At 69.9% G+C, this 20,238-nt stretch carries 21 protein-coding genes; 15 read left to right on the forward strand and 6 right to left on the reverse strand.

The window, feature by feature from the left end:
• Positions 1 to 6: 6 nt before the first annotated feature.
• From JOE30_RS12700 to JOE30_RS12720, 5 genes are read left to right on the forward strand one after another with little or no spacing between them, the layout of a single operon-like run.
• Positions 7 to 1,299, forward strand: a complete 1,293-nt coding sequence (locus JOE30_RS12700; protein ID WP_204867057.1) for a 5-(carboxyamino)imidazole ribonucleotide synthase — start codon at positions 7 to 9, stop codon at positions 1,297 to 1,299.
• Entirely contained in the window at positions 1,292 to 1,810 is a 519-nt protein-coding gene (gene purE, locus JOE30_RS12705) for a 5-(carboxyamino)imidazole ribonucleotide mutase (RefSeq protein ID WP_204867058.1), read from the forward strand. Before JOE30_RS12700 ends, purE begins: the two co-directional genes overlap by 8 nt.
• On the forward strand, positions 1,807 to 2,247 hold the full coding sequence (gene crcB / locus JOE30_RS12710) for a fluoride efflux transporter CrcB (protein WP_204867059.1): 441 nt from the start codon (positions 1,807 to 1,809) through the stop codon (positions 2,245 to 2,247). Before purE ends, crcB (JOE30_RS12710) begins: the two co-directional genes overlap by 4 nt.
• On the forward strand, positions 2,244 to 2,630 hold the full coding sequence (crcB, locus tag JOE30_RS12715; RefSeq protein ID WP_204867060.1) for a fluoride efflux transporter CrcB: 387 nt from the start codon (positions 2,244 to 2,246) through the stop codon (positions 2,628 to 2,630). Before crcB (JOE30_RS12710) ends, crcB (JOE30_RS12715) begins: the two co-directional genes overlap by 4 nt.
• Positions 2,627 to 3,040, forward strand: a complete 414-nt coding sequence (locus tag JOE30_RS12720) for a hypothetical protein (RefSeq protein WP_307806161.1) — start codon at positions 2,627 to 2,629, stop codon at positions 3,038 to 3,040. The genes crcB (JOE30_RS12715) and JOE30_RS12720 overlap by 4 nt, the downstream gene beginning before the upstream one ends.
• Here the strand turns inward: JOE30_RS12720 and JOE30_RS12725 are convergent.
• Together JOE30_RS12725 and JOE30_RS12730 are read right to left on the reverse strand one after the other, a co-directional pair.
• A complete protein-coding gene (locus JOE30_RS12725) occupies positions 3,021 to 3,734 on the reverse strand; it encodes a TIGR03089 family protein (RefSeq protein WP_204867061.1) in 714 nt (237 codons plus the stop codon). The two genes, JOE30_RS12720 and JOE30_RS12725, sit on opposite strands and share 20 nt — an antisense overlap.
• A 27-nt stretch (positions 3,735 to 3,761) precedes the next feature.
• The gene (locus JOE30_RS12730) at positions 3,762 to 5,198 is read right to left on the reverse strand and encodes an LCP family protein (protein WP_204870338.1); all 1,437 of its coding nucleotides are present in this window, start codon (positions 5,196 to 5,198) and stop codon (positions 3,762 to 3,764) included.
• A 267-nt stretch (positions 5,199 to 5,465) separates the two neighbouring features.
• Between JOE30_RS12730 and rfbD the strand changes: the two genes are divergently transcribed.
• From rfbD to JOE30_RS12745, 3 genes are read left to right on the forward strand one after another with little or no spacing between them, the layout of a single operon-like run.
• On the forward strand, positions 5,466 to 6,374 hold the full coding sequence (rfbD, locus tag JOE30_RS12735) for a dTDP-4-dehydrorhamnose reductase (protein ID WP_307806162.1): 909 nt from the start codon (positions 5,466 to 5,468) through the stop codon (positions 6,372 to 6,374).
• Positions 6,375 to 6,384: 10 nt separating this feature from the next.
• Complete coding sequence (locus tag JOE30_RS12740; RefSeq protein WP_204867062.1) at positions 6,385 to 7,275, forward strand: glycosyltransferase family 2 protein; 891 nt, start codon at positions 6,385 to 6,387, stop codon at positions 7,273 to 7,275.
• A gap of 26 nt (positions 7,276 to 7,301) precedes the next feature.
• On the forward strand, positions 7,302 to 8,378 hold the full coding sequence (locus tag JOE30_RS12745) for a sugar phosphate nucleotidyltransferase (RefSeq protein ID WP_204867064.1): 1,077 nt from the start codon (positions 7,302 to 7,304) through the stop codon (positions 8,376 to 8,378).
• 37 nt (positions 8,379 to 8,415) lie between these two features.
• Here the strand turns inward: JOE30_RS12745 and JOE30_RS12750 are convergent, their stop codons facing one another.
• Genes JOE30_RS12750 through cofD form a run of 3 tightly spaced genes read right to left on the reverse strand, consistent with a single transcriptional unit; the run spans position 8,416 to position 11,295 of the window.
• Positions 8,416 to 8,973 carry an NUDIX hydrolase gene (locus JOE30_RS12750; protein WP_204867066.1) on the reverse strand — a complete coding sequence of 186 codons (558 nt, stop codon included), beginning with the start codon at positions 8,971 to 8,973 and terminating at the stop codon, positions 8,416 to 8,418.
• Positions 8,974 to 8,983: 10 nt separating this feature from the next.
• Positions 8,984 to 10,342: a coenzyme F420-0:L-glutamate ligase gene (locus JOE30_RS12755; RefSeq protein ID WP_204867068.1), complete on the reverse strand. Its 1,359-nt coding sequence runs from the start codon at positions 10,340 to 10,342 to the stop codon at positions 8,984 to 8,986.
• Positions 10,339 to 11,295, reverse strand: a complete 957-nt coding sequence (gene cofD, locus JOE30_RS12760) for a 2-phospho-L-lactate transferase (protein ID WP_027506879.1) — start codon at positions 11,293 to 11,295, stop codon at positions 10,339 to 10,341. Before cofD ends, JOE30_RS12755 begins: the two co-directional genes overlap by 4 nt.
• A 603-nt stretch (positions 11,296 to 11,898) precedes the next feature.
• Here cofD and JOE30_RS12765 point away from each other — a divergent pair.
• The gene (locus JOE30_RS12765) at positions 11,899 to 12,129 is read left to right on the forward strand and encodes a WhiB family transcriptional regulator (RefSeq protein ID WP_197027846.1); all 231 of its coding nucleotides are present in this window, start codon (positions 11,899 to 11,901) and stop codon (positions 12,127 to 12,129) included.
• A 46-nt stretch (positions 12,130 to 12,175) separates the two neighbouring features.
• Here JOE30_RS12765 and JOE30_RS12770 read toward each other — a convergent pair whose 3' ends face one another.
• A complete protein-coding gene (locus JOE30_RS12770) occupies positions 12,176 to 12,598 on the reverse strand; it encodes a metallopeptidase family protein (protein WP_051613606.1) in 423 nt (140 codons plus the stop codon).
• Between the two features lie 167 nt (positions 12,599 to 12,765).
• Between JOE30_RS12770 and JOE30_RS12775 the strand changes: the two genes are divergently transcribed.
• From JOE30_RS12775 to JOE30_RS12800, 6 genes are all read left to right on the forward strand, one after another.
• Positions 12,766 to 13,173, forward strand: coding sequence for a DUF3499 domain-containing protein (locus JOE30_RS12775; protein ID WP_204867069.1), 408 nt, complete (start codon positions 12,766 to 12,768; stop codon positions 13,171 to 13,173).
• A 136-nt stretch (positions 13,174 to 13,309) separates the two neighbouring features.
• Positions 13,310 to 14,680 carry a phosphomannomutase/phosphoglucomutase gene (locus tag JOE30_RS12780; RefSeq protein WP_204867070.1) on the forward strand — a complete coding sequence of 457 codons (1,371 nt, stop codon included), beginning with the start codon at positions 13,310 to 13,312 and terminating at the stop codon, positions 14,678 to 14,680.
• A 56-nt stretch (positions 14,681 to 14,736) separates the two neighbouring features.
• A complete protein-coding gene (locus JOE30_RS12785; RefSeq protein ID WP_204867071.1) occupies positions 14,737 to 15,906 on the forward strand; it encodes a tobH protein in 1,170 nt (389 codons plus the stop codon).
• Between the two features lie 49 nt (positions 15,907 to 15,955).
• On the forward strand, positions 15,956 to 17,203 hold the full coding sequence (gene manA, locus JOE30_RS12790) for a mannose-6-phosphate isomerase, class I (RefSeq protein ID WP_204867072.1): 1,248 nt from the start codon (positions 15,956 to 15,958) through the stop codon (positions 17,201 to 17,203).
• A 178-nt stretch (positions 17,204 to 17,381) separates the two neighbouring features.
• Positions 17,382 to 18,809, forward strand: a complete 1,428-nt coding sequence (locus JOE30_RS12795) for an amino acid permease (RefSeq protein WP_204870342.1) — start codon at positions 17,382 to 17,384, stop codon at positions 18,807 to 18,809.
• A 156-nt stretch (positions 18,810 to 18,965) separates the two neighbouring features.
• Positions 18,966 to 20,126, forward strand: coding sequence for an alkane 1-monooxygenase (locus tag JOE30_RS12800; RefSeq protein ID WP_204867073.1), 1,161 nt, complete (start codon positions 18,966 to 18,968; stop codon positions 20,124 to 20,126).
• Positions 20,127 to 20,238: the final 112 nt, after the last annotated feature.

Here is a 20,238-nt window from a genome sequence, read left to right on the forward strand (position 1 = left end):
GACACGATGAGCGGCGTGACAGCAGGAGACACCGTGAATTCGGACATCCCCCAGCAGACCCCGCGTACCGACCCGCCGCGGCAGCGCACCTCCTCCCTGCCCGTCGTCGCGATGGTCGGCGGCGGACAGCTGGCACGGATGACGCACCAGGCCGCGATCGAACTGGGTCAGACCCTGCGCGTGCTCGCGGCCGGGGAGAACGATCCGGCGGCTCGAGTGAGCGCCGACGTGGTGCTCGGCGAGCACACCGATCTCGCGGCACTGCGTGCGGTCGCCGCCGGTGCCGACGCGCTGACGTTCGATCACGAACACGTCCCCACCGAGCATCTCGACGTCCTCGTCGCCGAGGGCGTCAACGTCCAGCCGCCTCCCGAGGCACTGATCTTCGCGCAGGACAAGCTGCGGATGCGCGTTCGCCTGCGGGAACTGGGACTGCCGGTACCGGATTTCACCGAGGTGGCCTCCATCGAGGACGTCGTCGCCTTCGGCGACGCCCACGACTGGCGCATCGTGATCAAGGCCGTGCGCGGCGGCTACGACGGTCGCGGCGTCTGGATGCCCGACGACGCCGACGAGGCGCGCACCGTGGTGTCCGACCAGCTCGCCGCCGGAGTGCCGCTGATGGCGGAACAGCGCGTCGACATGGCCCGCGAACTCTCGGCGATGGTCGCGCGGTCCCCGTTCGGGCAGGGAGCGACGTGGCCCGTCGTCGAGACCGTGCAGCGGTCCGGACAGTGCGCCGTCGTCATCGCACCCGCTCCCGGCCTGTCCGAGGATCTGGCTGCGGACGCCGAGCACATCGCGCTCCGCATCGCGTCCGAGCTGGGTGTGGTGGGAGTCATGGCCGTGGAGCTGTTCGAGAAGGTCGACGGCACCCTGTCGATCAACGAGCTCGCCATGCGCCCGCACAACTCGGGCCACTGGACCCAGGACGGTGCCCGGACCTCGCAGTTCGAGCAACACCTGCGCGCAGTGCTCGACTATCCCCTCGGTGACTGCGCGCCTCTCGCGCCGGTGTCCGTCATGGCCAACGTCCTCGGCGCCGAGGAGCAGCCGTCCTCGACCATGGACGAGCGGGTGCATCACCTGTTCGCGCGGATGCCCGATGCCAAGGTGCACCTCTACGACAAGGGTGAGCGCAAGGACCGCAAGATCGGCCACGTGAACATCGTGGGCCCGTCGAACGGCTCCGCGTCCGATGCCGAGCACGTCGCCGAGGTCCGGGAGCGCGCCGAGCGTGCCGCGCACTGGCTCTCGCACGGCGTCTGGACCGACGGATGGGATCCGCATCATGGATGAGAACAGCAGCAGCAAGGCCGTCCGGGTCGGCATCATCATGGGCAGCGACTCGGACTGGCCGGTGATGGAGGCTGCAGCCCTGGCGGTCGCCGAGTTCGGCGTCCGCTTCGAGGTGGGCGTGGTCTCCGCGCACCGGACGCCGCAGCGCATGCTCGACTACGCGCGGGATGCCGCGGATCGGGGGATCGAGGTGATCATCGCCGGCGCCGGCGGTGCCGCCCACCTGCCGGGCATGGTGGCCTCCGCGACGCCGCTCCCCGTCATCGGTGTTCCGGTTCCCCTGAAATACCTGGACGGGATGGATTCGCTCCTGTCGATCGTCCAGATGCCGGCGGGTGTGCCCGTCGCGACGGTCTCCATCGGCGGCGCACGCAACGCCGGTCTGCTCGCCGTGCGCATTCTGGGTGCCGCCGATCCGCAGCTGCGTGGACGGATGGCGGAGTTCCAGCGTGGACTCGAGCAGATGGTCCTGGACAAGGACGAGGCGCTGCGTCGCAGTCTGCTGGAATGACTGCGTCTGAGGACTCGGTCCGCCCGCTGCACCGAACGCCCGCTGCCCTGGCCGCGGTCTTCGTCGGCGGTGCCGCGGGGACGGGTGCCCGCTACGCAGGGGAGTCCTGGGTGCCGCACGCCGGAACGGGATGGCCGTGGGCCACGTTCCTGATCAACCTCGGCGGTGCATTCGTCCTCGGTCTGCTGCTGGAAGCGTTGGCGCGTTCGGGACCGGACGTCGGGCGACGTCGATGGCTTCGTCTGATTGCGGGCACCGGTTTCTGTGGCGCGTTCACGACCTACAGCACGTTCGCCCTCGAGACGGTCGAGCTCGTCCGGGACGGCGCACCGACGACAGCACTGACCTACGCCGCCGTCAGTGTCGTGGCGGGGCTCGTCTGCGCCTGGGCGGGTATCGCGTCCGGTGGGGTACTCACGCGGCGGTCGCGCTCATGACGCTCGCCGCGGTGCTGCTCGCGGGCGCACTCGGAGCGGTGGTCCGCTTCGTCGTCGACGGCGAGGTGACGGCCCGGCTGGGTCGGCCTTCACCCCTCGGGACCCTGCTCGTCAACGTCAGCGGGTCGTTCCTGCTGGGCGTGCTCGCAGGGCTCGTGCTGTTCGCCGGCCGACCGGCCGAGTGGCAGACCGTCGCCGGCACCGGGTTCTGCGGCGGGTACACCACGTTCAGCACCGCGAGCGTGCAGACGGTCCGACTCGTGCAGGAAGGTCGGCACCGGGCGGCCGCGGCGAACGCGGGGATCACCGTGTTCGCGTCCGTCGTGGCCTGCGCCGGGGGACTGGCTCTCGTGTGGGCGGCGTCGGGTGGGGGTTCGGCGTGACGTCCCCCGGTCCGCGGGTGTCGAGCCCGCTGCGGCGGGTGTCGCGCGGCAGTGTCCAGTCGCTGCTCGTCACGGCCACGGCGCTCACCTGGGCTCGGCTGTGGCGCGCGCGGATCTCGTACGACGCGTCGTCGAACCTGATCGTGTGCGAGGCGATGCGAGGCGGATACGCCCGCGGCGGAACCTGTTTCGGCGGCGCGTTCCTCACCGGACACGCGCTCGTCGATCCCCGTCGACGGCGGGCGATGCTGCGCCACGAGTCGGTGCATGCCGACCAGTGGGCCCGCCACGGTTTCTCGTTCGCGATCCGGTACCTGGTGGAGGAGATGCGCCGACCGGGCGCCGCCAACCGCTTCGAGGCGGAGGCCGGACTCGGCGACGGGGGCTATCTCACTCGAGGACCGTCGTGACCTTCTCCGTGGCGACGCGGCGATCGAGTGCCGCCGGGTCCAGCGCGGTCACCTGAACCAATGACGCGCCGGCCGCGAGCACCGCGACGAGACCGTCGAGCAGTCCGTCGGCGTCGTCCCACGACCTGGTCGCGAGAACCCGGTCCGTCGCCGACAGTCCCCGCGCTACGGCACGGCCCTGTGCATCGGTCAGGACGTCCTGGACGGAGCGACCCTCCAGGGCCGGCCCGGCGCCGGCGGGAACGAACTGATCGCCGTGCACGCGGACCGACGTCGCGTAGTCGGTGACTCCGAGGGGAAGGTCGTCGACGGGTCGACCGAACGGGTCGAGCGACAGCGCGGCCACCTCACGGGCGTCGGCGGTCTCCACACCCGAGGCGGTCACGAGGGCGACCGCCGCGTCCGGATCGGGCCGGAGAGTCACCTCGGCGCCGGCCCACCACGCGCCGAGCAGCACCGAGGCGGTCTGCCAGTGCGCGGGGAGCACGACGCTGACGACGTCGCCGGGCGACACACCGAGCTCGTCGCGGAGGAAGTTGGCCGTCTTCGCGGCCCAGTTGGCCAGCGTCAGTGCGGACAGCTCGATGCGCTCACCGGTCGAGTCGTCGTAGTAGGTGATGCGCGGTCCCGCCGCGTCCGCCCCCAGGATGGGTCCGAGAAGCGCGTCCGTGAGCGTCGTGCCACCTGTGGTCATCGACGACATTCTTCCGAACGGGCCCGATCAGTTGACGCACTGGGGGCCCGTGGACCCGGCGTCGATCGGGTCCGCTGCCGCCGGAGCCGGGGTGGCGGTGTCACCCGCGGGCGACACACCGGCCGGAAGCGATCCCGCCGCCGCAGGAGCGGAGTAGTCGGAGGCCAGCACGACGCGCACGGTTCCGGACGGCAGCGAGTCGTCGGTCTCGGTCCGGTCGGTGCCCACCCGCGCGGCGACGGCCGCCGCGGCGTCACCGTCCGACGACGCGGCGTAGACGGTGGTCCGGTCGACGCTCGCACCTTCGTTGTTGCCGACCTCGCCCGGAACGAAGCCCTCGCCCGACAGGGTGTCGGAGACCGAGGACGCCAGACCGTCGACGCCGCTGTCGTTCGCGACGTCCACGGTGACACTCGAGGCATCGATGTCGGGAACGGTGGGCGTCGGCGTCACGCTCTCGGACGGCGCCGCGTCGCCGATCAGGCCGCGCACCCAGGTCTGGACCTCGACCGGGTCGACCGCGACTATCGACTCGCCGTAGTCGGTGACGCCGTTGATGTCCGCGACGGGAATGGTGTCGAAGGTGACCGCGCCGCCGGCGACGTCCTGCAACTTCGTGGCGAAGTCGAGGACGTCCCAGTCGTCGTCGATGGTGACGGAGCGCTGCACGGCCGACCCGAGCTGTCCCACCGTGCCGGGGTTGCTGAGCGTGCGGGCGCTGAGCACCTTGCGGACCAGCGACGCCATGAACACCTGCTGACGCACGATGCGGTCGAGATCGCCACGGGGGAGATCGTGGCGCTGGCGTACGAAGCTGAGGGCGTCGGCGCCCGAGAGCGTCTGCTGCCCGGCCGCGAAGCGCGCGCCGGAGAGGGGTTCATCGACCGGCGCGTTCAGACACACGTCGACGCCGCCGACGGCATCGGTGAGGAGGACGAAGCCGAGCAGTCCCACCTCGGCGTAGTGATCGACCGTCACCCCGGTGAGTCCCGCGACGGAGTCGATCAGTGCCTTGCGGCCCGCGAGCGTCGACTCGCTGTCGGCCTCGGCATCGGGCACCCCGCTCTCGACGAGTTCGAGGCGCTTCTCCTCCTTGGTGGCTCCGTACGCGGCGTTGATCTTGCTGTCGCCGATACCGGGCACGTTCACGTAGGCGTCGCGCGGGATGGAGATCGCCGACGCGGACGATCCGTCGTTGGGAACGCGGATCAGAATGATGGTGTCGGTGTTGTTGGCCACCTCGTCGCCGGCGCGGAGCGAGTCGAGCTCGCTCTGCGAGAGCGCGTTGCCGTGCGCGTCGGTCCTGCTGTCGGTGCCCACGAGCAGGATGTCGACCGCACCGTCGGCGCCGTCACCGAGATCGAGGTTCGACACCGTCGCCAGGTTGCTGCGCAGCGAGTCGATGCTCTGCCATGCCACGCCCGTCACCAGCAACGCGCCGGCGGAGAACAGTGCGACGGCGATCCGGCCGGCGTTGGAGTGCCCCGGTGTCCGAGAGGGGCGGTGGCTGGTCGGAGGCCGACGACCCCGCTCGGAGCGGGCGGAGGCGCGCCGCGCACCCGGTTCCGACTCGCGAGAATCTGGTCGCTGCTGCGCACCGCGTGGTGTCCGAGGTCTGTACGGATCGCGCGGTGTCCCGGGGCCCGTCACAGAATCCGTCACGATCCCCAGGCTAACGGCAGGGTCGCCGTGCTCCGCGCAACCCGCCGCGGCGTGCCACACTCTGTCGCTGTGACCACCGACGCAGAACAGAGTTCGGACAGGACGATCGTGGTGACCGGAGCCGGAGGTCAGCTCGGTCGCCGACTCGTCGACCGCGCGCGGGACGGGTACCGCGGGGCCCGTGTGCTCGGCTTCGGATCGGCCGACCTCGACATCACGGATCCGGAGTCGATCGCCGCTGCCGTGGTGCCGGGCACCGTGGTGATCAACTGCGCGGCGCACACGGCGGTCGATGCGGCGGAGGCGGAGGAGGACCGCGCCGCCCTGCTGAACGAGGTGGGACCGCGCCTGCTCGCCGAGCGGTGCGCCGAGGTCGGTGCCGGTCTCGTGCACGTCTCGACCGACTACGTGTTCGCCGGAGATGCGCGCACCCCGTACGAACCCACCGATCCCACCGCGCCGGCCACCGCCTACGGGCGCACCAAGCTGGCAGGGGAGCGGGCCGTCCTGGAGGCATTGCCGGCCGCGACGATCGTGCGGACCGCGTGGGTCTACACCGGCATCGGCTCGGACTTCGTCGCCACGATGCTCCGGCTCGAGGCCGAGCGGGAGACTCTCGACGTCGTGAACGACCAGGTGGGTTCGCCGACCTACTCGGGGGACCTCGCGGACGCGCTCCTCGAGGCGGCGACGTCGCCGCGAGCACTGCCGCAGATCCTGCACGCCACCAACGCCGGGACGGCGTCCTGGTTCGACCTCGCCCGGGCGACCTTCGAGGCCGTGGGCGCCGATCCCGACCGAGTCCACCCGTGCGGCAGTGATCGGTACGTACGGCCGGCGCCGCGTCCCGCCTACTCGGTGCTCTCGCCGGCGGCCTGGAACGGTGCCGGACTGACCCCGCTGCGGCCCTGGCGCGACGCCCTGACGGCGGCGCTCGCGGCTCGGGCGGTCGCCGACCCGCCCGGAGCCGCCCAGTAGGGTGACCGGCGTGAGTGCCCCCCTGGCCGTCGTGACGGTGACCTATTCGCCCGGCGAGCACCTCGACGCATTCCTCGAGTCCCTGCGGGATGCGACGACGCGGCCGGTGTCGGTGATTCTCGCGGACAACGGCTCGACCGACGGCGCGCCCGAGGCGGCCGAGGCCGCGTACGACCACGTCCGGTTGCTGCGCACCGGAGCGAACATCGGCTACGGCGGTGCCGCCAATCGCGCTGTCGCCGAAGTGGATCCGGCCACCGAGTTCGTCATGGTCGTCAACCCCGACGTCCAGTTCGGCCCCGGGTCGATCGACGAGCTGCTGGCGGCCGCCGAACGGCATCCGCGGGCCGGGTCGCTCGGGCCCCTGATCCTCGAGCCGGACGGTTCCCGCTACCCGTCGGCTCGCCGCGTTCCCGATCTCACGTCCGGGTCGCTGCACGCACTGCTCGGTTCGGTGTGGCCGTCGAATCCGTGGACGCAGCGCTACCGGCAGGACAACGACGAGGTCAGTGAGCGGTCGGTCGGGTGGCTGTCCGGCTCGTGTCAGTTGCTGCGCCGTGCCGCGTTCGACTCCGTGGACGGGTTCGATTCCCGGTATTTCATGTACATGGAGGACGTCGATCTCGGAGATCGCCTCGGACGAGCGGGCTGGACCAACATCTACGTGCCCACGGCCGTCGTGACGCACGCCAAAGGCCATGCCGCGGGGCGTCATCCGGAGTCGATGCTGCCGGCGCACCACCGCAGCGCCTACCGCTTCCAAGCTGATAGACACCCGCGGAGATGGCAAGCTCCTCTCCGGTGGACGTTGCGCGCCGGACTGGCGTTGCGGTCCAGGGTGGTCGTGACTGCCGCACTGCGGCAACGCGACGACACGGTCGGGCCAGGTTCGAGCTCGTGAGAAGTTTCTGAGAAAGGCGATACGCGATGACTGCTCCGGCGACCGATGCCGTAGTTCTGGTCGGAGGTAAGGGCACGCGACTGCGTCCGCTCACGCTCTCCGCCCCCAAGCCGATGCTGCCCACGGCAGGTCTGCCGTTCCTCACCCATCTCCTGGCGCGCATCAAGCACGCCGGGATCGACCACGTCGTGCTCGGCACGTCGTTCAAGTCGGAGGTCTTCGAGCAGCACTTCGGTGACGGCAGCGCACTCGGCCTCGAGCTCGAGTACGTGTTCGAGGAGGAGCCGATGGGCACCGGCGGCGGCATCCGCAACGTCCTGCCCCGGCTCCGCGCCGACAACGTCATGGTCTTCAACGGCGACGTGCTGGGCGGTACCGATCTGCGCGGCGTCCTCGACACGCACCGCACCACCGAGGCCGACGTCACTCTGCACCTGGTCCGTGTCGGTGACCCGCGCGCGTTCGGCTGCGTGCCCACCGACGAGTCCGGCCGCGTCACCGCGTTCCTCGAGAAGACCCAGGATCCGCCGACGGATCAGATCAACGCCGGGTGCTACGTGTTCAAGCGGGAGATCATCGAGAAGATCCCGTCGGATCGTCCGGTGTCCGTCGAGCGCGAGGTGTTCCCCGCACTGCTGGCCGAGGACAAGCGGGTCTTCGGACACGTCGACGCCGCCTACTGGCGCGACATGGGTACGCCGGAGGACTTCGTGAAGGGCTCGGCCGACCTCGTACGCGGAATCGCACCCTCGCCTGCGCTGACGGGGACGCGGGGCGAATCACTGGTCCATCCCGGCGCGGGCGTCGCGCCCGGCGCACTGCTGATCGGCGGCACGGTCGTCGGCCGCGGCGCCGAGGTGGGAGCGGGCGCCCGTCTCGACGGTGCCGTCCTCTTCGACGGTGCCGTGGTCGAGGCCGGCGCGGTGGTCGAACGATCGATCCTCGGATTCGGTGCGCGCATCGGACCGCGGGCACTCGTGCGCGACGCCGTCATCGGCGACGGCGCCAACATCGGCGCGCGGTGCGAGCTGCTCCGCGGCGCCCGGGTGTGGCCCGGAGTGACGCTGCCCGACGGTGGAGTGCGATTCTCGACCGACGTCTGAGAGTTCCGGGCGTCCGAGAATCCAGGGCGTCCGGAGCTCAGCGAGACGCAGCGCGGGAGATCATGTCCGACAACGCGTCTCGTTCGGCGCCCGCCTCCCCGCCGGGGAGGTCGTCGACCGGCCACCACCGCAGGTCGTTCGACTCCGCGCTGCGGACGATGTGTGCACCGTCCGCGGCGCGTACGACGAAGCGCAGGTCGAGATGGCGCGTCGGCTCGCCGAGCGAGCACGTGATCGGGTGCGTGTGAACGGAGAGCAGCTCCGGCTCGAGAACCAGGTCGTCGATGCCGCTCTCCTCACGCGCCTCGCGGAGAGCCGCGTCCCGGACGGTCTCGTCGTCGACCTCGCAGTGCCCGCCCAGTTGGAGCCATCGTCCGACGCGCGGGTGCAGTGTCAGGAGCACGTGGCACCCACTCCGATCGAGCACCAGCGCCGACGCGGTGACGTGACCGGCCACGTTCTCGCGGAGACAGCCACGCGGCGCACTGTCGAGGAACGCCAGCATCGTGTGGCGCATCGAGTCGTCGTGCGGGTCGGTGGTCGACCAGGTACGAAGCAGCTCTCTCGCGGACTCGTGGAGGCTCTCGGCGCTCACGAACGGTTCCTCACACTTCTCGGAACGCGTCGCCGGGCGGTGTCGGCGCGCGCGGCGACGGGGGAGTGAGCGGGTGTCCGACGGCGACGGCCCCGACGGGATGCCAGTCGTCGGGCAGGTCGAGCGTCTCGCGCACGGTGTCGGCGGCGAAGATGGTCGACCCGACCCAGCAACTGCCGAGTCCGCGCGCTGCGAGGGACACCAGGAAGGCCTGCACCGACGCGCCCGCCGCCACCGTGAACATGACGGTCTCCGCGGACTGCCGTTCCGCGTCCGGATAGTCGTGCGCCTCGTCGAGCACCGTGAACGCCAGAATCAGTTCCGGCGCGGTGCGCAGCAGATCACCGCGTGCCAGCCGGGCCTCGATCGAGTCCGCGCTGCGTCCGTCGCGCTCGAGATCCGCGCGCCAGCGCGCCGCCATCGCATCGAGCAGCGCGGTGCGCAGTGCGGGCGTCCGAACGGCGACGTAGCGCATCGGGTGCGAGTGATGGGGAGCGGGTGCGGTGACGGCGTCCGCCACGGCGGCCTCGACGACTGCGGGATCGACCGGGGCCGAGTCGAACTCGCGTACCGAGCGACGGGCGGAGACAGCGCCGAGTGCGCCTCGTCGCAACGCCTCCTGCGTTCCCAGCCAGAAGAGATCGTCCTCGCCCGGCCGCACCAGATCGCGGGCGGAGGAGCCGTCGTCGGCGTAGTGCAGGCCCCGGACCACGGCGACGGGAACGGAGCCGAGCTTGCCCTTGACCAGATCCCCGGCGGACGCCACCTCGTCCGCGAGTGCCACCTCGGTGACCATCAGCTCGTTGCCCTGCGCGTCGTGACCACCGGCGTACGCGTGCAGGACGGGCAACCCGGCCGATCCGATCGCGTTGTCCGTCTGGCCGTTCCGCCACGCGCGGCCCATCGTGTCGGTGACGACGACGGCGACGTCGACACCCAGCGAACGGCGTACTCCGTCGCGCAGTGCCCGGGCGGACGCGTCGGGATCCTCGGGGAGCAGGGCCAACTCGTCAGTCGACACGTTGGATCCGTCGATGCCGGACGCGGCCTGCACGATGCCGAGGCGGTTCTCGGTGATGAGCGTGCGACCGCGCTGGGCGAGGACGCGCACGGCCTCCTGCTCGACGAGGATGCGGCGCAGCGCGTCCCGCGCCTCCGGGTCGGTCGGCGCGGTCACCAGGCGTCCCTCGACCTTGGAGACGATCTTGCTCGTGACCACCAGGACGTCTCCGTCGGCGAGCCACGGTGCTGCCGTGACGACTGCTGACACCAGGTCGTCGCCCGGCCGGAACTCGGGGAGTCCCGCGACGGGAATCACCTCGATCGAGCCGCCCGGTGCATGATCGCCGGGACCGGAGGATCGGGTCACAGGACGCCCGCTGCCTCGAGCGCGGCGCGCGCCATCCGTGCGGTCACTGCGGGTTCGGTCATGAGCAGAGGAACCGCGCGCACGTCCACGCCGGGAACGTCGGCGGTGTCGGTCTCGTGGATCAGCCAGGCGTCGAGGATGCCGGCCGCCGAGCGGGCGCCGTAATGGCGGCCGATGGCCTCGGCCGTCGTCTCCACACCGATGACGGACAGGCACTCGTCGGCCATGCCGCGCAACGGCTTGCCGTCGATGACGGGGGAGAGCCCGACGACCTTGGCGGGTGTGGTGCGCAGTGCGGAGCGGATACCGGGCACGGCCAGGACGGCGCCGATGCTGACCACCGGGTTGGACGGTGCGAGCAGCACCGCGTCCGCGGTCTCGATCGCCTCGACGACGCCGTCCGCCGGGGTCGCCTTGTCCGCTCCGACGTACGCGAAACTGTGAGTCGTCACAGCAGCGCGGTAGCGCACCCACCACTCCTGGAAGTGAACGGCCTTGTCGGTGCCGTCGTCGGGATCGGTGATCACCACATGGGTCTCGCTGCGGTCGTCCGTGACGGGCAGCAGGCGGACACCCGGAGACCACCTGTCGCACAGGGCCTCCACGACCGCGGACAACGGATACCCGGTGCGGAGCATGCGCGTCCGGATCAGATGCGTCGCGATGTCGCGGTCCCCGAGCCCGAACCAGTCCGGGTGGGCCCCGTATGCCGCGAGTTCCTCCTTGACGCTCCACGTCTCGTCGCGTCGACCCCACCCGCGCTCGGTGTCGATGCCGTCGCCGAGCGTGTACATGCAGGTGTCGAGGTCGGGTGTGATGCGCAGGCCGTGCATCCAGACGTCGTCGCCGACGTTCACCACGGCCGTGACGTCGCCGTCCGGCCCCAGCAGTTCTCGAACCCCCTGGAGGAACCGCGCGCCACCGACGCCGCCCACCACCACAGTCACCTTCATGACCATCGACCCTAGGCGGTCGCCGTCTTCGCGATCGGGCCGGTGGGCGCGAACCACGGCGTGTCCGACGCGAAACACCGGGGAAGTCTCGCCTTCCGGGAAAACCGGAGATCGGATGGTATTGCAAATCGAGCGGTCCGCTTGACCGCGACACACCGCGGCGTGTCTAATCACAGTCATGTCATTAACGGTTCGAACAGCGGAATCGCTTGTAGCGAACCACCGTTCGAACACGTGTTCCCATGGGTCGACGCGAGTTCGCGCGCTGCGTACCGCAGCGTCACGTCCCATGGTGGCACGAGGATTCGCTCTTCGATCCGGCTTCGCGGTCGATCATCGACACAAGTGACCGACAACAACTGCGCTCGAACAGGTGAGGAGGCGGACGTGATGCCGGAACAACACCACGACCTCGGTCGACAGGAGTCCCCCGTCGGGGAACTCGACGACGTACTGCACGTGGATGCCGTGACGGAGGACGCCCCGGCGGACCCCGTGGACGGGATCGACTCGGAGGACGTCTCGGTCGACGACGTCGACCCGCCGCTCACGAGCCTCGGAATGCCTGCGCCCGCACTGCATCTGAGTCTGGTGCCGGGCGACATGGATCCGCTCGAGGATCAGTGGCAGGAGCGCGCTCTGTGCGCTCAGACCGATCCCGAGGCGTTCTTTCCGGAGAAGGGCGGCTCGACGCGCGAGGCCAAGCGCATCTGCCTCGGGTGTGAGGTGAAGGACGACTGCCTCGAGTATGCGTTGGCGCACGACGAGCGGTTCGGCATCTGGGGTGGGCTGTCCGAGCGCGAACGCCGCCGCCTCAAGCGCGGCATCATCTGACGCTTCGCGTCACCGCAGCCGCCGAGGCGCTGCAGGCACCGGGGTGTCAGTCGTCCTCGGTGTCGGGGTCGACCACCTCGGGCGTGACCCCCAGATAGGTCGCCACCTGTTCCACCAACACGTCGTGCACCAGGTCCGTCAGTTCCAGCGAGTCGTGTGCTCTCCGTTCGAGGGGCCGACGGAACAGCACGATCCGAGCCCGCGTCGTCGCTCCGCGCGTGTCCACTCCCGCCGGGACGAGTCTCGACAGCGGCACCGGACCCTCGGCCACGACCTCGGGTGGCCAGTTCACCGATTCCGGGTCCACCGCACGGATCTTCGGCACATCGTCGACGGCGATGTCCAATTTCGTCAGCCGATCGTGCCACTTGCGGTCGATCTCGGCGAACGCGTCCAGCACCGCCGCATCGAACTTCTCGGCGCGAGACCTGCGAGCGGGCACCGTGTCGGGGAACAGGGTGCCGCGCATTCCGCGACCCCGCCGCGCCGCGGAGCGCGAGCTGGACGCCCGATGTTCGCGTCCGGGACGCCCGCCGGCGCGGCCGCGGGGTTGGGAGGATCCGGTGAACGACACGCGCCCATGCTACGACCGTGTCCTGCGAGGCACGCCGGAGGACACGCGCTAGGGTTCGACCTGTGAGAGCTGCGCGGGGATGCTGCCGACCGGGATGCAAGAGACCGGCCGTCGCGACGTTGACGTACGTGTACTCCGACTCGACCGCCGTCGTCGGACCTCTCGCCACCGTGGACGAGCCCCACTCCTGGGATCTGTGCGAGGTACACGGTTCGTCGATCACCGCTCCGAAGGGGTGGGAAATGGTGCGCTACGAGGGTGGGTTCTCCACGTCCAGCCCCGACGACGACGATCTGACCGCACTCGCCGAGGCCGTCCGCGAGGCCGGTGCGCGTGAGCGTCCCGCTCCGTCCCTCGGTCGACGCGGTTCGTCGTCCGACACGCGCACCTCCGCCGACGTACCGGCCGCCGCGCCGACACGCACGGGTCGACGCGGGCATCTGCGCGTTCTTCCCGACCCCACCAGCTGAACGACTGTTCCTCCCCGCGGCGTCGAGCTGCAGGACTGCTCGCGCATCGCCCCCGGGCACTAGGCTCCCAGCATGGTCTCGCCGACTCGCCGTCGTGCGCGATCAGTCCGGTTCGTCCCAGATGCAGGAGTGTGCAGTGGCCCGACCAGCTGACCTGGTTCACAGCGTCATCAAGGCGTACGACGTACGCGGTGTCGTCGGAGAGCAGATCGACGAGGATTTCGTCGCCGACGTGGGGGCCGCCTTCGCGAGACTCGTACGCGGCGAGGGCGTCTCGCAGCGCGTCGTGGTCGGGCACGACATGCGCGACTCGTCTCCCGCTCTGTCGTCCGCCTTCGCGCGAGGGGTGACCTCACAGGGTCTCGATGTCGTTCTCATCGGCCTCGCGTCGACCGACCAGCTCTACTTCGCCTCCGGTCGGCTCGACTGCCCCGGTGCCATGTTCACCGCCAGCCACAACCCGGCGAAGTACAACGGGATCAAGCTGTGCCGGGCCGGCGCGAAGCCCGTCGGACAGGACTCGGGACTCGCCACCATCTCGGCCGAGATCATCGACGGCGTCCCGACGTTCGACGGAGCGCCCGGCTCGATCTCCGAGCAGGACGTGCTCGAGGACTACGCCACGTTCGTGCGCGACCTCGTGGACATCAGCGGCATCCGACCGCTGTCCGTCGCGGTGGACGCCGGCAACGGCATGGGCGGGCACACGGTGCCCGCGGTCCTGGACCCGACGTCGGTGACGGTGCACCCCCTGTACTTCGAACTCGACGGCACGTTCCCCAACCACGAGGCGAACCCGCTGGAGCCGGCGAACCTCGTCGATCTGCAGAAGTTCGTCACCGAGACGGGCGCGGACATCGGCCTCGCGTTCGACGGCGACGCGGACCGCTGCTTCGTGGTGGACGAACGCGGCGAGCCCGTCTCACCGTCCGCGATCACCGCGCTGGTGGCCGAGCGGGAGTTGGGCAAGCACCCCTCCTCGGCCATCATCCACAACCTCATCACCTCACGGTCGGTGCCCGAGTTGGTGGAGCAGCTCGGCGGTACCGCCGTACGCACCCGGGTCGGTCACTCGTTCATCAAGGCGCTGATGGCCGAGACCGGCGCGGTGTTCGGTGGCGAGCACTCGGCGCACTATTACTTCCGCGACTTCTGGGGCGCCGATTCGGGCATGCTCGCAGCGCTGCACGTGCTCGCCGCGCTCGGGACGCAGAACGAGCCGCTCTCCGCCCTGATGCGCAAGTACGAGGTGTACGCCGCATCGGGCGAGATCAACTCGACGGTGGCCGACGCTCGTGAGCGCACCGCCGCGGTGGTCGCGGCGTTCGCCGATCGCACCGTCTCCACCGACGAACTGGACGGTGTGACGGTCGATCTCGGTGACAGCGCGTGGTTCAACCTCCGTGCCTCCAACACCGAGCCCCTGCTCCGACTCAATGTCGAGGCACGCACCCCCGAGGACGTGGACCGCCTGACGACGGAGATCCTGAGCATCGTCCGCGCCTGACGGTTGCGGACTGTCATAGTGGGGGATACGGAACGAGAGAGGCGGGTGAGGTGCCCATGACTGCTCCTTCGGCGTACGTCGATCTCGACGACGCGAGCGCGATACTGGCTGCGGACTCGTTGGGTGCACTGCACTCCGCCGCGCTGGCGGGCGCACAGATCCGCGCCACCGCGTCCGCCGTCCGCGAGGGCCTGTTGGCGCCGCTGGACGGTCTACGTCCCCGCAGTGTCGTGCTGGTCGCCGCGTCCGGTCCCGCCCGGAGGGCGTCGGCGCTGGTCGCCGCCGTCCTCGCTCCGACCGCCGGCGTGCCGGTCGTCTCGCTGCCCGCGACCCCGCCGTGGGTCGGACCCCTGGACGTCGTGGTCGTGGCCGGCGACGACGCCGGTGATCCGGCGGTCGCGGAGTCCGTCGCCGCCGGGGTACGTCGGCGTGCCGAGGTCGTGGTGGCCGTACCGGACGAGGGTCCCGTCGCGGACGCCGGTGGCGGCCGGGTGGTGTCCTTCCCGCCGCGAGTCCGTGTCCTCGATCGCAACTCCTACGCCCGGCACGTCGCGGTGATGGCCGCGGTGCTCGCTGCGGTGGACCCGGCGTCGTCGGTCGGTGACCTCGACGCGGTCGCCGACGCGGTGGACGCGGAGGCCATGCGACACCATGCGTCCGTCGAGGTGTTCCAGAATCCTGCGAAGGGTCTGGCGTCCCGAATGGCGGGTCGCCGGGTCCTCATGACCGGTGACGGTGTGGTGGCGACGGAGGTGGCCCGGCACGGAGCCGCGTCCCTGCTGCGTGCTGCGGGCGTCGTGGCGGCGGCCACCGAACTCTCCGATGCCGTCGGTGTGATCCACGACCTCGGCGCGATCGTTGGGGACTCCGCCGAGAGCGGCAGTGTCGACTACGACCCGCTGTTCCACGACGACCAACTCGACGGTCCACCCCCGGCCGATCCCGTTCGCGTCTTCACCGTCTCGACCGACCCCGACGACAGTCTGGTCCGGCGGCGGGTGGCCGTCCTGGGTGAGGTCGACGTGGTGCGTGCCGACGACGACGGTGGTCCCCGGACCGACCTCGAGGCGCCCGCGCCCGCTGCGGTGCCCGGTCCGACGACGCCGGTCGGGGCGTCGCTGCGCAGGGCGCTCGTCCTGGCTGTGCGGATCGAGGCCGCGGCGGCCTATCTCCAACTCTCGAATGTTCACGGCTCGAATTTCGAGGCCTCGGGAGGCAGGGAGTGACCCCAGCCGTGCCCGGGTTCGCAGCGATGACGACGGCAGGTGGTGGTCGGTGAATCTTCTCGACGGAACAGCTCGGTCCTACGCGTGGGGATCGCGCACGGCTCTCGCGGAACTGCGTGGCGTGCCCGCACCCACCCGGCATCCCGAGGCGGAGATGTGGTTCGGTGCTCATCCGGGCGACCCGGCGCATCTCGTCACGCCGCGCGGCCGGGTCTCGCTGCTCGAGGCCATCGACTCCGACCCGACCGGACTGCTCGGAACCGGTGTGGTGGAGCGGTACGGTCCGCGTCTGCCGTTCCTCGTGAAGTTCCTGGCGGCCGAGGAGCCGCTGTCGCTGCAGGCTCACCCGTCCTCGGATCAGGCGCGCGAAGGTTTCCGACGGGAGAATGCCGCGGGCGTACCACTCGACGCCTCCGTCCGGAACTACAAGGACGCGAGCCACAAGCCCGAGCTCGTGGTGGCCCTGACGGAGTTCGACGCGCTCGCCGGGTTCCGCAGTCCCGCCGAGACGGTGGAACTCTTCGGTCGGCTCGATGCGGACGAGCTTCGTCCCTACACGGAGATGCTTGCCGCACAACCCGATTCGAGCGGACTGCGCACCCTCTTCACCTCGTGGATCACGCTGCCGCAGCGGGCGTTGGACTCCGTGCTGCCCGCCGTGCTGGACGCATGTGTCCGCGCTCTCGAACGTGCCGAGCAGACCGGGGACCGCACTTTCGTGCCGGAACTGCGCACCGCACTGGAACTGGGGGAGTACTACCCCGGCGATGCGGGGGTGCTCGCGGCGTTGTTGCTCAACCGGGTGACGTTGCAACCGGGCGAAGCTCTGTACCTCGACGCCGGAAACCTCCACGCGTACCTGCGCGGAACCGCGGTGGAGATCATGGCCAACTCGGACAACGTGTTGCGTGGGGGACTCACGCCCAAGCACGTCGACGTCCCGGAACTGTTGCGGGTGCTGGACTTCGAGCCGCTCGACTCCCCGGTCCTCGTCGCCGACACCAGCCGTCCGCACGTCGTGCGCTATCCCACGCCGGCACCGGAGTTCGCACTCGTCGGTGTGGAGCTGTCGGCGGCGTCCGGCGACGGTGAGCCGTGGACGCTCGCGCACGACGGTGACGCCGCGCCGCGCATCGTCCTGTGTGTCGACGGCCGGGTACAGGTCTCCTCGGGTGAGACCACCCTGGTCGTGGAGCGGGGAGGTGCCGTCTGGATCGCCGCGTCCGATCCGGACCCGCAGCTGTGTGCGCTCACCGACACGGCTCGCGTGTTCGTGGCGGGCGTCGGCGGGATCTGACGGGCCCGACACGCTGGCGGATACGTCCCGCCGAGTTCACTGTTCGTGTGACGATGACCTCGGGCGGCCGACGGGCGCCCGGAGGACGTGAGGAGTTTCGACGGTGACCATCGACGGCAAGGACGCACCCGGTTCGCGCAACACCGGTCTGCGCAGAACGAAGTCCATCGAGCAGTCGATGCGCGACACGGACGAGCCGGACACGAAACTTCGCAAGAGCCTGTCCTCGTGGGATCTCACCGTCTTCGGTGTCGCGGTCGCCGTGGGTGCCGGCATCTTCACCCTGACGGCGCGCACCGCCGGGAACGTCGCGGGGCCGTCCGTCTCGCTCGCCTTCGTGTTCGCCGCGGTCGCGTGCGGACTGGCGGCGCTCTGCTACGCCGAGTTCGCCTCGACGGTGCCGGTCGCGGGCAGCGCGTACACGTTCTCCTACGCCACCTTCGGTGAGTTCGTCGCGTGGATCATCGGGTGGGACCTCATCCTGGAGTTCGCCCTCGCGTCGGCCGTCGTGGCGAAGGGCTGGTCTCTGTACCTCGGTGAGGTGCTCGGGACGTCGTCGCCGGTGGTGTCCATCGGCGGACTCGACGTCGACTGGGGTGCCCTGGTCATCGTCGTGGTGCTCACCGTCCTGCTCGCGACGGGAGTGAAGATCTCCTCGCGCGTCTCCCTCGTCATCACCGCGATCAAGGTGGGCGTCGTGCTGCTCATCGTCGTGGTCGGCGCGTTCTACATCAAGGCGGCGAACTACTCGCCCTACATCCCGCCTGCCGTCCCCGCCGAGAAGGAGTCGGGTCTGACCCAGTCGCTGTTCTCCTTCGTCACCGGCGCCGAGGGCAGCAACTTCGGCTGGTACGGACTCCTGGCCGCCGCGAGCCTCGTGTTCTTCGCGTTCATCGGGTTCGACGTGGTGGCCACCACGGCCGAGGAGGCGTCCGACCCGCAGAAGGCTCTGCCGCGCGGAATCCTGGGCTCGCTCCTGATCGTCACGATCCTGTACGTCGCGGTCACCCTGGTGCTGACCGGAATGGTGAAGTACACCGAACTCGGCGGCGAGGGCGCGACCCTGGCCACGGCGTTCGAACTGAACGGCATCACCTGGGCGTCGAAGGTGATCTCCTTCGGTGCGCTGGCCGGGCTCACGACCGTGGTCATGGTGCTCATGCTGGGACAGTCGCGCGTGCTCTTCGCGATGTCGCGCGACGGTCTGATGCCGCGCCGTCTCGCGAAGACGGGGAGCCGTGGCACCCCGGTGCGCATCACCGTGCTCGTCGGCATCGTGGTCGGCCTTCTCGCGGCGTTCTTCCCCATCGGGACGCTCGAGGAAATGGTGAACATCGGCACCCTCTTCGCCTTCGTCCTGGTCTCCATCGGTGTCGTCGTCCTGCGTCGAACCCGTCCCGACCTGAAGCGCGGCTTCCGCGTCCCCCTGGTTCCGCTGGTGCCGATCCTCGCCGTGCTGGCCTGCGTGTGGTTGATGCTGAACCTGTCGGTGGAGACGTGGCTGCGGTTCGTCGTCTGGATGGCGCTCGGAGTCGCGGTGTACTTCGGCTACAGCCGCCGCCACTCGGTGCTCGGAGCCCGGCAGCACGCGGACGACACTCACTAGTCACCATATTTCGCGCCGATAACGGACCGATCTCACCATTCGGATCGTCGGTCCGTCGCGATACTTGCTCTACACTCGAATTCGAGACCGGAAGTTTGTTTCTGTGGTGGACAGTGAGTCCGCCTCGGAATCCACTCGATGTCGAGGAGTTGACGTATGGCACGGCGGTGGCACGACCCGAAGAAGCTGCTCTGGCTACTGGGGATGCTGGCGCCCGCCTCGGCACTGCTGCCGTCCCAACTGGTTCTGCACACCGGGGTGTCCGCCTTCTGGTGGAGCGGCGCGATGCTGTTCTTCCTGGTCATCCCCGTGGTCGACGCGCTGGCGGGGGAAGACGGGAACAATCCGTCCGACGCGCAGGTGCAGGATCTGCAGCACGACCGTTTCTACCGGTGGTGCACGTTCCTGTTCCTTCCGGTGCAGTACGCGGGGCTCGGTGTCGCGTGCTACCTCGTCACCTTCGGCACACTGTCCGCCGTCGACAAGATCGGTTACGCAGTCAGTGTCGGTCTCGTCGCCGGCATCGGGATCAACGCCGCGCACGAGCTCGGTCATCGGGTGGAGAGCACCGAGCGCTGGCTGGCCAAGATCGCGCTGGCGCAGAGCCTGTACGGCCATTTCCACGTCGAACACAATCGCGGGCACCACGCGCGTGTCGCGACGCCCGCCGACCCGGCCAGCGCGCGCATGGGCGAGTCCCTCTACCGGTTCCTGTCCCGCAGTGTCAGCGGCGCCGTCGTGTCCTCCTGGGAGCTGGAGAAGCAGCGTCTGGGGCGCAAGGGCAGTGGCGTGTGGACCATCCGCAACAACGTGCTCAACGCGTGGGCGATGTCCGCTGCACTCTTCGGTGTCCTGGTCGCCGTCTTCGGCGTCGGCATCCTGCCGTTCCTCGTGCTGCAGGCGGTGGTCGGTGTGATGACGCTCGAGTCCGTCAACTACATCGAGCACTACGGGTTGCTCCGGGGCCGTACACCTGCGGGCCGGTACGAGCGGTGCGCGCCGCGGCACAGCTGGAACAGCGATCGCATCGTCACCAACATCTTCCTTTACCACCTGCAGCGGCACAGCGACCATCACGCGAACCCCGGCCGCCGGTTCCAGACGCTGCGCACCTTCGAGGAGGCGCCGCAACTGCCCGCCGGCTACGCGACGATGGTCGTCCTCGCGGCCGTCCCACCCCTGTGGCGTCGCGTGATGGACCCCAGAGTCGTCGCGCACTACGACGGCGATGTCACCCGCGCGAACCTGCAGCCGAGCGCGCGTGCTCGGCTGGAACGGCGCTGGGTGACCGATCCCGAGCGCGCCGCCGCCGCCTGACCAGTCGGTGCGAGACGACGGAACCGGACACGTCGTGGCCCCGACCCACCCGTGGGCAGCCGCGAGCCGATAGCCTGGAAGCCGATCATCAGCCGACAGGAGTGGCATCACA

Origin of the sequence: Rhodococcus sp. PvP016 (assembly GCF_017832185.1) — a bacterium.
GTDB lineage: Bacteria > Actinomycetota > Actinomycetes > Mycobacteriales > Mycobacteriaceae > Rhodococcoides.